The following is a 13,744-nucleotide window of genomic DNA, read 5'->3' as shown; positions in this document are numbered from 1 at the left end:
CATGCTCACAACCTTGCGCATTGAACATTTCGCTATTGTTAAACAACTGGAACTGGATTTTTCTCAGGGCATGACCGCCTTCACCGGTGAAACTGGAGCCGGTAAATCCATCATGATAGACGCCTTGATGTTGGCTTTAGGTGGACGAGGCGATTCTTCAGTAATACGGCCTGGTGAGGAAAAATGCGACATTACCGCTGGTTTTATTTTTGATAAATTATCTGAACCTGCGCAATGGATGATGGAACATGACATTTCCTGTGATGAAGGAGAGATCCTGCTCAGGCGGGTTATTTATGCAGAAGGACGCTCAAAATCCTATATTAATGGCCAGCCATTTCCTTTACAAAAAGTAAAAGAACTAAGCGACAAACTGGTTCATATTCATGGACAGCATCAAAACCAAACGCTCATGCAGCATCCAACGCACCGACAGCAGTTGGACAGATATGCGAATCATCCGCATTTACTGGATGAAGTATCCCGCTTGCATAAAGAATGTCTGCACATACAGCAACAAATAGATCATTTGCGCAATCAAGAACAACAAGCCGACAAAATTAAGCTGTTACAATTTCAAATAGAAGAACTGGCCGCTTTGAACTTGCACGACGGCGAGATAGAAGCATTACATCAAGAACATCAGATGCTGCATCACGCCCGGGAATATCTGGAACACAGTCACTACATCAATACTTTATTAAATGGTGATGATCAAACCAATATCTGCTCTGGACTTAATCAGGTTCTGCAATTAATTAATCAACTTCCTCAAGAGCAAATCCAAGTAAAAAACGCATTTGAACTGGTGAACGGCGCACTGATTCAATGCGAAGAAGCGCTCGATGAAATGCAGCAGTTCAGTGAGCGTGTTCAACTCGATCCCCAACGTCTGCAAGAGGTCGAGGAAAGAATGAGCGCCATCCATCATCTGGCCCGCAAATATCATATAGACAGTCACGCTATTAGAGAACAGATCAGCATCATGCAAACTGAATTGGATGCGTTACACAATGCAGAATCGCAACTGACTCAACTAAACATCCAACTACAGCAATTAACTAAAGCATATGATGCTGCGGCGCTCAAACTCACTGAATCCAGACAGAAACACGCAAAAAAATTAGCCCAGGAAATCACCGCAAGTATTCAACAACTGGGTATGCCAAAAGGCTGGATTCAAATAGACATATCCCCCTTGGATAAAATGCAAGCTCATGGCCGAGATAAGGTGGAATACAAAGTGTGCACCAATCCGGGAATGCAACCTGATGTACTGAGCAAAGTTGCCTCTGGTGGCGAGCTGTCTCGTATTGGCCTGGCGATTCAAATGATCACCGCACAAAGAGGCTCAACGCCAACACTGCTATTTGATGAAGTTGACGTAGGAATTGGTGGTGCAACTGCGGCATTGGTCGGAAAAATGTTGCGTAAATTAGGAGAGCGGTTGCAAGTTTTTTGTGTAACTCACCAACCTCAAGTTGCTGCCTCTGCTCATAATCACTTTATGGTAGAGAAACAAAGTGACAACAAACAAACACTCACCCACATTATGCTTTTACAGTCTGATGATAAAATCGACGAAATTGCACGTATGCTGGGTGGATTAACCATCACCGAACAAACTCGATCGCACGCTAAAGAGCTCATAGTCCAAAGTTGGGACTAAAATTTACTACAAAATTAGCTCAATATTGACAATTAATGAACAATTAAGTTTAAATTTTAAAAATATTAAAAAAAAATCATAAAAAAACGGCACAAGTAATAAAATAATGCTACAATGGAGGGGTAACAATTTAGGAAAATAACATGTCAGATAAAATTCGCGGTACAGTAAAATGGTTTAATGAGTCCAAAGGTTTCGGTTTCTTAGAAAGTGGCGGTAAAGATTATTTTGTGCATTTCAGCGCAATCCAAAGCAGTGGTTTCAAAACACTTGCTGAAGGTGCAACTGTTATGTTCAAAGCTAGCAACGGACAAAAAGGTCCTCAAGCTGAAGAAGTTGAAGTAGTCTAATTCATTTTATTTTTCGCCTTGCTCGTTTGCAGATATTCTTATCTATAAATGAACAAGGCGTTTTTTTTGCCCAAGTAAAACATATCTAAAACCTCGTACACCTCTCTTGCCAATAAAAAATGGATATTAATTCAATAAAACTACAGCTCACAAACAGTGCATGAAGTGTCTTTTTATTTTATATTATACGGTTAAGATTCTTCCCAATTACTATTCAAAGACATCACTACATTAAAGGATTTAATATGCACACGCCATGCTCAACGGTTTTAATGGTACCGCCTCAGGGCTTTCAATTTAATACCGAAACAGCGGCCAGCAACAGATTTCAATCCCAAAAGCATTCTGTCAGTACAAAGAATAACGCCATGGTTGAATTTAATACCATGGTACTGCATTTAAGAGAACTAGGAATTCACGTATTAATCTTAAACCAAAATCACGAGTTACCAGATGCTGTTTTTCCTAATAACTGGTTTTCTACCCATACAGATGCTGCGGGACGTAATCTTCTTATCGTTTATCCCATGCTGACTCCAAATCGTCAGGCGGAGGTTAATATAGACGGCTTGTGTCACGTATTGGATGAAGCTCACTTCACAGTAAATAAACTGATTGATTTAAGAAATAAAGAATCGCTTGTTCTGGAGGGGACGGGAAGTTTGGTTTTAGACCGTGCCAATCAATTAATTTATGCAGCATTATCCCCCAGAACATCGCCGGTGATGGTTCATCGATTAGCAGAAATACTCCATTATAAGCCCATTATTTTTAACAGTATTGATGCACATGGTCATCCTGTTTATCATACTAACGTCATATTAAGCATTACGGAACATTACGCTATTATCTGTCTGGATTCGGTAAAAGATCCCCTAGAAAAATCCGCCCTGCTGTACAGTTTTACAATAACTGGGAAACAAATAATCGATATAACCTATGAGCAAACCCAACATATGTGCGCTAATGTGTTAGAACTATTTAATAAAAAGGGAAGGAGCATCCTCGTCATGTCTGCGCAAGCTAAAAATCACTTTACCGAAAGCCAGTTAGAACTCATCCAGAACTTTTCCCAATTAGCTATTATGGATATAAAAACCATTGAACACGTTGGTGGTGGCAGTGTACGATGCATGATGGCCGAAATTGTATACCAAAGATAAACATCCCAGGTTATCCCGACCTCGAGCGCAGTGAGGCTGCAGAATGGGGACACCAGTGTCAACTCTTTATTTTTTAGAACTCAACTGATAATATCACCGCCATATTGCTCCCTTAATTCGAGATATATAATTTTGACTCGTGATTTGAATAAATTCGTTACCACTCATTTAGAGCAACAGCACCAAGCAACACCTGAAAAAGTCATTATCATTATTCCTACATATAATGAAGCCGCTGTTATTGAGGAAACGATAACTCAGGTATTTGATTCCGTAGCGTCTCAAAAAAATTATGACATCCACATATTGGTTTTTGACAGTGCGTCTAGGGATAATACTCAATATCTGGTTAAAAATTTACAAAAAAAATACCCCAATCTTCATTTACATGGTGAACCCCAAAAATCAGGTTTAGGGTCTGCCTATTTACAAGCAATAAATTATGCTTTATCTACTCTGGATGCGGATATAGTATTTGAGTTTGATGCTGATTTGTCGCACCAACCCAAATACATTAATGGCATGTTGGAGAGAATTAAAAAATGTGACTGCGTTGTAGGCAGCCGTTATATTAAAGGGGGAAGTATTCCTGCAAACTGGGCTTTCCATCGAAAACTGTTCTCTGTGTTTGGCAACTACATCACTCGCTTGGTACTCACCCCTAAATATAAAGATTTCACCAGCGGTTTTCGTGCTACAAGACGGCATATTCTCCAAAAAATATTACCCAAAAAGTTTCTTTCAAATCATTATGCTTATAAAGTTCAGCTTCTTTGGTTATTACATAAAAACCACGCCAGGATAAGTGAATATCCTATAGATTTTATAGACAGAGAAAAAGGCGTTAGTAAATTACCCAAAAACTGCATCAGCGATACACTCAAAGTTATTTTTACGCTGCGCTATTATGAGTTAAAACAGTTTTTTAGTATGTGTCTTGTTGGTTCTATGGGCATGCTTGTCCAGTTTTTTGTATATAATCTGCTACGTGACTATTTAACGCCATACAACGCATCACAAATTGCAGTAATAACAGCAATTATCAACAATTTTATCCTAAACAACCGCTTTACTTTTCGAAGTAAATCATTAGTTGGGCGAGCGTTCAAAATGAAAAAACTTGCCGGTTTTATTCTCTACTCTCTGGTCATGATTTATGTTCAAAGTTTTTGGGTTAAACTGGGGGTCAATTATCTTGGCAGCGGAGCTTTGCAGGAAAATATTTTATTAGCCACAGGAATTGGGCTTGGTTCATTATTAAACTATTTTACTTACACACGCCATATATGGACTGAGCGAATAACACATCATAACCAGTTAAAACATTAGAGCTCAGTTACCCAAGTGTAAAATAGTGATGGAAGCATGTGGCAGCTCAAATTATTGGTTGCATAAATAATCAAGTGGGGAGTGTTCATCTAACTGTGTCACCTCAATGACTATCTAAGTCTCAGGTTCATACGGTCTTCAAAATAATTAACGCAGAGGCTGAATTAACTACCAGGATGTGCGTAAATAACTGAAACAAGATCTAAATTAACATACTGCTTGGCCTTCCATAATTCAAAATTTGATTGCATCTGCATCCAACTTTCAGGGGTTCTTCCGAAAGCTTTACTTAATCTTAATGCCATTTGAGGCGAAATATCGGCCTCTCCTTTAACAAGCCTCGAAAAAGTTGAAGGACTTACATTTAACTTAAATGCAGCAGTTCTCAAACTTATATTCAGTGGTTCAAGGTAAGTTTCTTTAATAAACTCCCCTGGATGTGGTGGGTTATTCATAGTCATTAGTGATAATCCTCATAATTAACGATATAAGCATCGCCATTTTCAAATTCAAAAGTTATACGCCAATTACCATTAACGACTATTGACCAACAATCCTTTCTTTGCCCTTTTAACTGATGTAAGTTGTATCCTGGTAAATCCATATCTTCAATAACTGTTGCAGTATCTAGCGCTGCTAATTGTAGTCTTATTTTCTTTTCATGTTTCGATTGAATACCAGAGCAATCCCCTTTTTCGAAGAATTTTTTAAGACCTTTATGTTTAAATGATTTAATCATAACTAAATATAGCGCGTTGCGCATCAAACATCAAGTTAAATAATACATAAGTAAAGATAACAGGGGTTTTGTTAACCACCCAGCCCTACTCTCATGCCTAATGAATAATCAAGCCAAAACAGGTTAATAAATCTCGTCAATATTTCATATAGACGTAAAATACGTTCATTTATTCTTCCTTGTTATCGAGTTTTGGGTCACTTGAATCACATTATTCAAATTGAGCTGAGGACATAGGAAGCCAAATAGATAAACATGCTATTGCCAACATTTGAACTGATGATAAATTGAATTTCAGCATCCAAATTCTGCTAGTAGGTCTCGCCAAGGGCAACCAGCTCGCATCCGGTATAACATCGCTTCAACGATTAAACGAAGAGTAGGCTTGTCATAAATCCTATGTTGTAGCATGATACCCTTTAGCTTAGCCCAAAGCGCATCATTGAGCATAAATCTAGCCATTGCAAACTCGTTTTATACTTGGTGTTAGAGCCGTTATATTAAGAGTTCGCTCCTTTTAATCAACGGATTAATGCGTTTAATTTAGCTGTATTTTTAATTTGAGCATCTCTTGAATGCCTCGGACAAGCCAAGGCACGTAGGCAGGGGGGGCAAATGTCAACCCGCCCTAATGCTTTTTCATTTGGTATTTTTGATAAAACACTGGAAAAACACCAAATTACCATACATACACATAAGTACTGCACGTACATTAAGGATGGGTTGTGATCAATAAAAACAGTATTTTGTTCTCTGCATATTGTGCATTATTACTCGTTACCGCTCCCTTTAATTTGGCTTCTTTTGATACCTATTATTATTGGGATTGGAGTCGTCATTTGGATTTATCCTATTATGACGGTTCGCCTATGATAGCCTATCTCATTAAATTATCCACTTTGCTTTTTGGTAATACTTTATTTTCACTTACCTTGGTTGGTATATGCGTTACTGCAGCCACCAGCTGGATTATTTATCGTACAGCACGCCAGTTTATTTCAATAAAAGCCAGTTACATTGCCATGTTTCTCTGGCTCTTTTCACCTTTGGTTACTGTAGATTTATTGCAGCAAACAACTTATGACACTCCCTTATGTTTATTTTGGGCGCTAAGTGTTTATTATGTTGTTCGCTACATCAAGACTCAGGAAACTCGAATTTTATACTGCATTAGCCTCAGTATTGGCTTGATGTTATTGTCTAAATATTCAGGCATTGTTTTGGTTTTATCTTTATTTATTTTTCTGATATCAACCCAATACCGCAATTTATTTAAGTCCTTTCATTTTTATTTGGCTGTATTGCTTGCGATACTTTGTTTTAGCCCCGTTATTATTTGGAACTACCAACATGAGTGGCAATCATTTCTTTATCAATTAACCGTTCATCAACACACCAAAGATATTCATCCCTTATCCAGCATGGCTTATGCTTTTTTTGGAACCTTGCTGCCATTATTAAACTTTATGCTTGTTCCTTCCTTACTGTGTAAAATGCACATAACAGCAGTAACACCCTCTCGTTTTTTACAAAATACAAAGCACCAGATTGTTACTTTATGTTGGGTAATCAGCGCAACCTTTTTCTTTTTTTATTTACTAACGGCGGCTAAGGCAGAACTAAGAGGCGGCTGGCTGACACCATACCTGATTACTGCCGCATTATTAGGCGGATATTGTTATCAATACTTGCACTACAGAAAATCCGCTATAGGATTAATTGCGGTTTATGCCGTCATCAGTGTCTTAATCGTTCTCAATAACGGCTACCAACATACCTTGATTCCTGCCAAGAAAAAAATCTATTATCGTTTAATGCAACAGGTAAATAATCAACTAACAGATATTCCAGACAAGGTATTTACCTCAGGATGGTTTGAGGCACGAATGCTATTCTTTTTAAAAAACAAGCCGTTGATCTACACGCTGGATTGCGGTTCTTTACAAAATCAATACGCCCTGTGGAGTGAGAACATCAACAAACAAATTACTCATAAAACAGAACGAGAGATTCTCTATATCGATTTGATAAACAGGAGTCAATGTTTAAGCAACTATTTTGATAAGTGTGTGCAATTAACTGTGCAAACAATCACGACGCCCAAAGACGTCTATTCGGTATATGCCTACAGATGTGTTAATGATGCGCCCCTGAATCATCATTCCTGACTTAGGTGCGTTCGTCTGTCTTGCATGGTTTCTACGCTGTTAATGACCGTTTGATGACAAATTTCTCTCATTACCGGTATGTCTTTAAGCGGCCTTCCCTCATGTATGGTGTAAGCTATCAAAAAACTATCTTGCCATATTTTTTCATTTTTTCGGGATTTGGCTTTAACCCACAAAGCAATCCAGAGAAAATGAAATTGCCATTTTTCGCGATGCAGTTCCATTTCTTCAACAAAAACAGCGTCCATAGCATCGGCTAACCGACAAACTTTAACACCATCTACAAAACTACTGTTATGATTTACAATTTTATCGATTAATGGATTTTCTATATACCATGACTCTGTAAATTGTTTACTTTTAAGCCAAGATTTAGAGCGCTGCAAGGACTCCTCTATCACTTCTTCGGTAAAGGGAGTAATTTGCACACTAAGCTTATCAAAAAGATAGGTTAAATCTAATTTATTGGGTCTTAAACGAAGACCGGATAATTCTTGAATTTCCAGAAAATGCAAATATGGAATTTCGCCCTTTTCAATCGTTATGGCAAGAAAATGTTCAACCATTTGTTGTAAATAGGACGTATCGACCTCACGCAGGGTCACATTTTCTGCAAAAGCCTGTTTATAGTAATCGGTTACTTCTTGAGAAGGAATAAACGGAGTAATCCAGGAGTCTTTAATACCCATCTCGTATTTTAATAACAAACCACAAAGCCTATTTTTTCTGTTTTTACGGATATGCACAAAAATGCCCTGTGAACCAGTTCCATCAACTTCGGTTGCTTTGATTACCATCTGTACTGGTTCAGGTTCTGCTGCAAATACTACCCCCTTTTTTCGTTGAATCTTTATCCAACGATCAAAAAATGTGTGATAACGATCGGGATACCAATATTTAATGACCTGTAAGCGAGATAATGATTCGGAGGTCAAAGTCACTTGATCCATCAACTGATCCAAAGTTAAAACAGCAATCTCGCGTACGTCGGCCTTAGGGTGGAGTAGCGTTAACAGAGCAATGTCATGTCCTTCATCAATGTTGTATAAATCAATGATTAAATCTGCAAAAAAGTCGGCAGGCATCGCATAACTTTGGGCAAAAAAATTCTCTGCAATATCAAAAATGGAAAGATCGGATAATTCATGGATTAAATCACGGATAGAATCCAGATGAGAGACAGGATCGCTATCATAATCCTGGTCGTCTTCCTGACTGGCTAAATCAAAATAGGCGTCTTTTAACTTCTGGGTAAGCTCGACATGCACTTCGTAGAACGCATTTAAAACCGGTAACCAAAAACTTAAACTGTGCTTTTGAGTTTGAATCACATCTGCAAGATGGTTCATCAATTGATTCAAAGGTTTTGATGTCGCTTTATTATGTGCATCTAAGGCAGCCTGCAATTGAGCCACGCAAATATCCAAAGCAAACACACATGCAGAATAGACCGAAGGGCCTTGATGAACATGTTCCTCATCCAGATTATTTAATAAATCAATCAGATCAAGAGCATATTCAGGATGTTGAAAAAACAAGGCATATAATTGCGGATCCGGATCATCATCACGCTCGATTAATGTTGCCATCTCTGCGATCAGGCGATGCAAAAGTTCGGGTTGCTTTGTCATGTATGCTTTGGCACCTGTCTTGGTTTACCGTGCTCATCAATTGCAACGAAAACAAAAGTACCCTCGGTTACTTGATATCTTTCATTCTGATCTGCAGAAAGCGCCCATACCTCAACAGCTATAGTCATTGAAGTCGTTCCCTGTTTTAGCAGTTCAACATGACAACTGACCACATCACCTACATGAACCGGTCGCAAAAAAGACATGGAATTAATGGCTACGGTCGCAACCCGCCCGTGCGCCATTTTTTTTGCCAGTACTCCTGCAGCCAAATCCATCTGAGAAACTATCCATCCGCCAAATATATCGCCATTGGCATTGGTACTCATAGGCATAGCCAGAGTCTGGATAGTCAGCTCACCTTTAGGTAATCGAGTCATTATTCACCGCCACGTTTTAATTTTGCTAAAGCATCTGCCATAGCCGTATTAAAGACTGTTTTCTTGACCGGCTCAGCTTTTTTCACCGCTTCCGGTTTTTTCTTATGATCTACTTTTTTCAATTCCGGATGTTTTTTAGGCGGCGGGGTTTTAACCGACTTTTTGGTTACAGCAGCAGTCTCTTCGCCTAATTTCATGCTTAAACCAATACGTCTACGTTCTTTATCTACCTCAACCACTTTAACGGTGACTATATCACCGGCTTTTACCACCGCTCGTGGATCGGTAATAAACTTATTGGTCATGGCAGAAATATGAACCAATCCATCCTGATGTACGCCTATGTCAACGAACGCACCAAAATTGGTTACATTACTGACTACACCTTCAAGAATCATTCCCTCGTGCAAGTGATTAATGTCTTCAACGCCCTCTTTAAACTGAGCGGTTTTAAATTCCGGTCGGGGATCACGTCCTGGCTTTTCCAACTCGCGTAAAACGTCTCTGATCGTGGGTAAGCCATAAGTGTCATCAACGTATTTTTCGGCATTCACACTGAGCAATACGTCCCTATTACCAATAAGTTGTGGGATATCCAGATGTTGATCAGCAATAATACGCTCAACCAGTGGATAGGCTTCTGGATGAACACAAGAGGCATCAAGTGGATTGTCACCGTTCATAATACGCAAAAAACCAGCCGCTTGCTGGAATGCTTTATCCCCCATGCGGCTGATATTTTTTAATTGCTCTCTATTTACAAATGCTCCGTGTGCATCACGGTATTGCACGATATTCTTTGCCAAAGTATCGTTTAGTCCTGAGACGTGAGCGAGCAGTGCAGCAGAAGCTGTATTAACATCAACACCTACAGCATTCACGCAATCCTCAACCACCCCATCAAGACAACGAGCAAGCCTTGCTTGATTGACGTCATGTTGATACTGCCCAACACCTATGGATTTCGCCTCTATCTTAACCAGTTCTGCCAAAGGATCCTGAACACGTCGGGCTATTGAAACAGCACCTCTTAACGTGACATCCAGATCTGGAAATTCCTGAGCGGCTAATTCTGAAGCAGAATACACCGATGCACCTGCTTCACTGACGATAATTTTCGTCAGTTTTAGATCGGGGTACATTTTTATCAAATCAGCAACCAGACGCTCGGTTTCTCTTGAGCCAGTTCCATTACCAATACTGATTAAATTGACGTGATGTTTTGCTGCTAATTTTGCCAAATCGGCTATGGATTGATGCCATTCATTTTGAGGGGCAAAGGGAAAAATGACTGAGTAATCGAGTAATTTACCAGTGGCATCTACCACAACTACTTTTACACCGGTACGAATACCAGGATCCAAACCTATAGTTATTTGTGGTCCTGCAGGAGCAGCAAGTAATAAATCACGCAAATTTCTGGCAAATACCTTGATTGCTTCCTCATCAGCAAGTTCACGCAGACGAGTTAATAACTCCAGTTCCAATTTAGTAAATAATTTGACCTTCCAGGTCATGCGCACTGTTTCTAAAAGCCAGGCATCTGCATTTCTGTGCTGATCTGCAATGTTGAAGCGAGCTGCAACACGATTTTCTCCATAGTTCTGCTCTTGTTCTGGTAAAGTCAAACTTACCTGCAATACACTCTCCCGTCTGCCTCGAAATAAAGCCAGAGCTCGATGCGAGGGAATTTTCTTAATAGGTTCCGCATAGTCAAAATAATCAGAAAATTTATTTACTGTTTCTTTTTTCTTGGAACTGCCTACTGATTTAACGATTCCATGTTGCCATAAATACTCACGCAACTCGTTGATCAAATCGGCATCTTCAGCGAAGTGCTCCATTAAAATATGACGAGCACCTTCAAGCGCTGCGTTCACATCGTCAACACCTGTTTCGGAGTTAATGTATTGAACCGCTTGTTCTTGGGGATTAAGAGTGGGATCCGTCCACAAGGAACGGGCTAAAGGTTCTAAACCAGCCTCAACGGCAATCTGAGCCTTAGTGCGTCTTTTAGGCCTGAAGGGCAAATACAAATCTTCCAGTCGCGTTTTAGTATCTGCTGCAAGAATACTCTGCTCCAATTCAGGAGTTAATTTGTCTTGTTCTTTTATTGATTGCAAGACTACCGCACGACGCTCATTCAATTCACGCAAGTAGAACAATCGCTCTTCTAAAAAACGCAATTGCGTGTCATCAAGTCCTTCAGTCGCTTCTTTTCTGTAGCGAGCTATGAAAGGAACGGTTGCTCCCTCATCCAGCAAGCGAATAGCAGTTTCAACCTGCGATACTTTTACTTTAAGTTCTTGCGCTATAATCGCAGCTGACGCCAACATCTCTTGAGCCATTCATATCCCCGTAAAACATGATAAAAAATCGACACATTATATACTCAACAGGTTCTGTTGCGATATAAAAACCATCCAATAATCATCTCAAAATCCACTCTCGCCCTCTGGCCATAACCAGGTTGCGAGAGTGCCATCCCCAAATCACTCTACAGTCACCGATTTCGCAAGATTTCGGGGTTGATCCACATCGGTACCCTTTGCAACCGCCACATGATATGCCAGTAACTGTAAGGGTAAAGTATAGGCTATGGGCGCAGTCCAGGAGCCGCATGCAGGAACTTTGATCAACCGTGCGCCATTTCCTTTCCAGTCTTGAGAAGCATCTACAAAAACAAACAATTGCCCTCCCCGGGCGCTAACTTCATGCAAGTTGGATTTTAATTTATCCAATAGCTCATCATTTGGTGCTACGGCAACTACAGGCATATCGTTATCGACCAATGCCAAAGGACCGTGTTTTAATTCACCGGCTGGATATGCCTCAGCATGAATGTATGAAATTTCTTTGAGTTTCAAAGCCCCCTCCAATGCAACCGGATACTGAACCCCACGCCCCAGGAATAACGCATGCGCTTTATTAACAAACAAAGAAGACAATGCCTCAATTTCTTCATTCATTTGCAAAATGCGCTCACAGCACACGGGCAGTTCCTGCAACTGGTTTAAAACGTCTTGTGACCTGCTGTCATGACACAGTGCAGCAGCTAACATCAAAAATGCAGCCAACTGCGTTGTAAATGCTTTAGTAGAAGCAACACCAATTTCAATTCCAGCACGAGTTAAAAAGATGCAATCAGCCTCACGCACCATGGTACTGGTAGCTACATTACAAATGGCCAAACTGGCTAAATAATCCATTTTTTTAGCTTTGTTCAAGGCAGCCAAAGTATCCGCAGTTTCACCCGATTGAGATACCGTGATAAACAAAGTATTTTCTGGAACAACGACGTCCCTATAGCGAAATTCACTGGCAATTTCTACTTGAGTTGGAATTGCAGCCAGAGACTCCAACCAGTATTTGGCAATTAAACCGGCATGATAGCTCGTACCACAGGCAACAATATGAATTTGTTTTACTTTTGGAAAGATATGAGACGCACGTTCGCCAAAGCTTGCTCTCAGCACTTCTATACTGCTAATACGGCCTTCAATGGTATCAGCAAGTACTTTTGTCTGTTCAAATATCTCCTTCAGCATAAAATGCCTGTAAGGGCCTTTACTGGCTATTTCTGCATCACTGGTAAGAGGGTGGGCTGTTCGCTCAACCAACTCTCTTGCGAGATTATAAATCTGCACCTGATGAGCAGTGACGCATGCGCTGTCCCCTTCTTCCAGATAGAGAACCGATTGTGCAAAAGACCTTAAGGCCAAAGCATCTGATGCAATAAAATTCTCACCAATTCCAAGACCAACAACCAACGGGCTACCCTTACGAATAGCGACTAATTCGAGTGGCCTTTGCTGATGAATTACACCCAGAGCGAAAGCCCCATGCATTTCTGCTGCGGCAGTTTGGACGGCCAATAATAAATTTTCATGTTGTGCGTAATAAAAATGAATTAAATGTGCAGCAACTTCAGTATCAGTTTCGGAAGTAAATTGATATCCCTCAGTAATAAGCCGTTGTCTTAACTCATCGTGATTTTCAATAATCCCGTTATGAACCAAGGCAATTTGACCATGAGACAAGTGTGGGTGCGCATTTTGCTCGGAGGGTTTGCCGTGAGTAGCCCAACGAGTATGTGCAATGCCCGTATTACCAGAAATTGCCGTCTCTTGCATGGCATCTGCCAAATTCTGTACTTTACCTTTTATTCTGACTCGTTTTAATCGCGAGTTATTGTCTATTACTGCGATACCTGCAGAGTCGTATCCTCTGTACTCCAGACGTCGCAATCCTTCCAGCAAAACCTTACTGATGTCCCTTTCTGAAACAACTCCCATAATCCCACACATAACCCGCT

At 40.1% G+C, this 13,744-nt stretch carries 11 protein-coding genes and 1 pseudogene; 5 read left to right on the top strand and 7 right to left on the bottom strand.

Annotation, left to right across the window (positions count from 1 at the left end):
• Nucleotide 1 precedes the first annotated feature (1 nt).
• The 4 genes from recN to Lwor_RS06905 all read left to right on the top strand — a co-directional run bounded on the left by recN (nucleotide 2) and on the right by Lwor_RS06905 (nucleotide 4,511).
• The gene (gene recN, locus Lwor_RS06920; RefSeq protein ID WP_058493165.1) at nucleotides 2-1,669 is read left to right on the top strand and encodes a DNA repair protein RecN; all 1,668 of its coding nucleotides are present in this window, start codon (nucleotides 2-4) and stop codon (nucleotides 1,667-1,669) included.
• A gap of 143 nt (nucleotides 1,670-1,812) precedes the next feature.
• The gene (locus Lwor_RS06915) at nucleotides 1,813-2,019 is read left to right on the top strand and encodes a cold-shock protein (RefSeq protein ID WP_028382754.1); all 207 of its coding nucleotides are present in this window, start codon (nucleotides 1,813-1,815) and stop codon (nucleotides 2,017-2,019) included.
• 245 nt (nucleotides 2,020-2,264) lie between these two features.
• Entirely contained in the window at nucleotides 2,265-3,182 is a 918-nt protein-coding gene (locus Lwor_RS06910) for an arginine deiminase-related protein (RefSeq protein ID WP_238584632.1), read from the top strand.
• A 144-nt stretch (nucleotides 3,183-3,326) separates the two neighbouring features.
• Nucleotides 3,327-4,511 carry a glycosyltransferase gene (locus Lwor_RS06905; protein ID WP_058493372.1) on the top strand — a complete coding sequence of 395 codons (1,185 nt, stop codon included), beginning with the start codon at nucleotides 3,327-3,329 and terminating at the stop codon, nucleotides 4,509-4,511.
• A gap of 164 nt (nucleotides 4,512-4,675) precedes the next feature.
• On the opposite strand, the gene Lwor_RS06900 is transcribed toward Lwor_RS06905, so the two are convergent.
• The 3 genes and pseudogenes from Lwor_RS06900 to Lwor_RS06890 all read right to left on the bottom strand — a co-directional run.
• Nucleotides 4,676-4,972 (bottom strand): HigA family addiction module antitoxin, encoded by a 297-nt coding sequence (locus Lwor_RS06900; protein ID WP_058493164.1) that lies wholly within the window; start codon nucleotides 4,970-4,972, stop codon nucleotides 4,676-4,678.
• A complete protein-coding gene (locus Lwor_RS06895; protein WP_274519227.1) occupies nucleotides 4,972-5,274 on the bottom strand; it encodes a type II toxin-antitoxin system RelE/ParE family toxin in 303 nt (100 codons plus the stop codon). Before Lwor_RS06895 ends, Lwor_RS06900 begins: the two co-directional genes overlap by 1 nt.
• A gap of 273 nt (nucleotides 5,275-5,547) precedes the next feature.
• A pseudogene (locus Lwor_RS06890) lies at nucleotides 5,548-5,712 on the bottom strand (transposase); the annotation flags it as partial.
• A gap of 263 nt (nucleotides 5,713-5,975) precedes the next feature.
• Here Lwor_RS06890 and Lwor_RS06885 point away from each other — a divergent pair.
• Nucleotides 5,976-7,418, top strand: a complete 1,443-nt coding sequence (locus tag Lwor_RS06885) for a glycosyltransferase family 39 protein (RefSeq protein WP_058493163.1) — start codon at nucleotides 5,976-5,978, stop codon at nucleotides 7,416-7,418.
• On the opposite strand, the gene Lwor_RS06880 is transcribed toward Lwor_RS06885, so the two are convergent.
• The 4 genes from Lwor_RS06880 to glmS all read right to left on the bottom strand — a co-directional run bounded on the left by Lwor_RS06880 (nucleotide 7,409) and on the right by glmS (nucleotide 13,736).
• Entirely contained in the window at nucleotides 7,409-9,049 is a 1,641-nt protein-coding gene (locus tag Lwor_RS06880) for a hypothetical protein (protein WP_058493162.1), read from the bottom strand. The genes Lwor_RS06885 and Lwor_RS06880 overlap by 10 nt on opposite strands.
• Nucleotides 9,046-9,429 carry an acyl-CoA thioesterase gene (locus tag Lwor_RS06875; protein ID WP_058493161.1) on the bottom strand — a complete coding sequence of 128 codons (384 nt, stop codon included), beginning with the start codon at nucleotides 9,427-9,429 and terminating at the stop codon, nucleotides 9,046-9,048. Before Lwor_RS06875 ends, Lwor_RS06880 begins: the two co-directional genes overlap by 4 nt.
• Nucleotides 9,429-11,777, bottom strand: a complete 2,349-nt coding sequence (locus tag Lwor_RS06870; RefSeq protein ID WP_058493160.1) for a Tex family protein — start codon at nucleotides 11,775-11,777, stop codon at nucleotides 9,429-9,431. Before Lwor_RS06870 ends, Lwor_RS06875 begins: the two co-directional genes overlap by 1 nt.
• Before the next feature lie 144 nt (nucleotides 11,778-11,921).
• Complete coding sequence (glmS, locus tag Lwor_RS06865; RefSeq protein WP_058493159.1) at nucleotides 11,922-13,736, bottom strand: glutamine--fructose-6-phosphate transaminase (isomerizing); 1,815 nt, start codon at nucleotides 13,734-13,736, stop codon at nucleotides 11,922-11,924.
• Nucleotides 13,737-13,744: the final 8 nt, after the last annotated feature.

This window comes from Legionella worsleiensis, assembly GCF_001467535.1.
In the GTDB taxonomy this organism is placed as follows: Bacteria; Pseudomonadota; Gammaproteobacteria; order Legionellales; family Legionellaceae; genus Legionella; species Legionella worsleiensis.
The sequence above is the reverse complement of the archived record's forward strand: the minus strand, read 5'-3'. Positions and strand labels throughout refer to the sequence as shown.